This window comes from Enterobacter sp. 725m/11 (genome assembly GCF_011683705.1).
GTDB lineage: Bacteria > Pseudomonadota > Gammaproteobacteria > Enterobacterales > Enterobacteriaceae > Enterobacter > Enterobacter bugandensis.
The window spans coordinates 1-1,937 of the sequence record NZ_JAAQOK010000104.1; the positions used below are offsets into that span (position 1 = coordinate 1).

General features: G+C 58.6%; 1 protein-coding gene. It reads right to left on the bottom strand.

Translation table 11 applies throughout. The features are described from left to right. A partial coding sequence (mngA, locus tag HBA26_RS22565) for a PTS 2-O-a-mannosyl-D-glycerate transporter subunit IIABC (protein WP_166721064.1) occupies positions 1-1,836 on the bottom strand: 1,836 nt, incomplete at its 3' end. Positions 1,837-1,937 lie beyond the last annotated feature (101 nt).

The window sequence follows — 1,937 nt, forward strand, 5'->3', positions numbered from 1 at the left end:
AGATGTGTATAAGAGACAGGCGCCAAACCAGCCCACCGCCGCAACCACACCGCCCAACCCGGCATCGTGAAGTAAAAAGAGAGAGAAAATCCCGGCCCCCGGGGTAGACAACCCGATCCCCATCGCACCGACAGCCGCGCCTGTTACCATGGAGCCGAGCACAAATGAGCCAATGACACGAAGCGGATCTTCAATCGCCATCGGGATCGCCCCTTCGGTAATGCCCGCCAGGCCGAGCAGCCACGTTGATTTACCGGTTTCAATTTCAAACGGTTTAAACAGCTTCGGCGCCAGCATCGTCGACGCCGTGACGGTGAAGGCTGAGACCATTTTGACGGAGGCAAAGATTGCGTAAGGACCATAAACGCCGTTCGCCATCGCCCCCAGGCAAAACGCGTAAGAGGCTTTGTTGACCGGGCCACCCAAATCGAATGAGCACATAAAACCGAGGATTGCCCCCAGAAGCAGCGCATTCGCGCCGGAGAGACCGTTAAGCCAGACGGTGAGCGTGTTATTGAGCCAGGCCACCGGTTCGCCAATCACAAACAGCATCAAGCTGCCCGCGCCCAGCACGCCAATCACCGGATAGAGATAAAAGGTCAGAAAGCCGTTATAGCGGCTACTCAGGCGGATGTGGTTTTTCACCCAGCGCATCAGATAGCCCGCGATCAGCCCACCGACGATAGCGCCCAGAAAACCGGAGCCGATCATATTGGCAGCAAGACCGGCCGCAAAGCCCGGCGTCAGCGCAGGTTTATCCGCCAGCGAATACGCGGTATAGGCCGCCAGAACAGGTACCATCAGAATGCCGAGCATGCCGCCGCCAAGCTTGCGGTACATCCACAGCCACGAGTTTTCCTGGTCAAACAGGTGCTGCAGGCCCAGGATTTGCGCCAGCAGTACCGACACGGCCAGCACCGTACCGCCAGCGACGATCAGCGGCACCGCAAAAGAGATACCGCTGAGAAGTGCCTGCTTGAGTTCAGTTTTAACGCTCTTTTTCGTTTCGGTATCGACATGCACAGGACGCGCATCGGATGCAGGCTGCAGCGCCAGCGCGCGCTCAATAAGCGCTTCAGCATGGCGCAGAGGCTCCGCGACGGGCACGGAGATGGCGGGGATCCCCTGAAAACGCTCGCTCTCTTTGATCGCCACTTCTGCGGCAAAAATGCACGCTTTGGCCTCACGAAGCTGCTGCGCGGTAATACGCCCCTCAATGCCGTTCGCGCCCTGCTTTTCGACCACCACGTTGACGCCAAGCTTGCGTCCCGCTTTTTCCAGGTACTCTGCGGCCATATAGGTATGCGCGATCCCGGCCGGACAGGCGGTCACGCAGACGATTGTCGGGGCATTCAGCGCGACGGCTGCCTCTTCCGTGTCAGGGGCAGCTTCAAGCGCAGCAAGCACGTCTTCCGCCGTGGTAGCAGCCATCACGCGCGCCCTGAGATCGTCATCCGCCAGGCGAGACGTCAGCTCCGTCAGCACCTGAATATGGGTCGAACCCGCTTCTGCTGGCGGAATGGCGAGCAGAAAAACCAGCTCAACCTCTTCCGGCCCGTCCACGCCTTCCCATGCAAGCGGTTCTCGCAGAGTTGCCACGGCAAAAGCCGCCTCCTTCACGACGGCTGATTTACCGTGAGGAACGGCCAGTCCTTCACCCAGCGCGGTCGGCCCAAGCGATTCCCGATGAAACACCTCCTCCAGAAACGCATCGGCATCAGCGATTTTGCCCAGCGCCACCAGCCGCGCCGTAAGCTGACGGATTGCCTCATCCCGGCGGGTAAACTGCGCCTGAACGCAAACAGCACGCGGATCGGTCAGAGTCGTCAGGTTCATAAAGATCCTCACCTATACAGAGTTATTGTCTGGGGAGGATTCTGGCAGACCTGATAATACATTTATGTGATCACTTTCACTACTGTCTCTTATACACATCT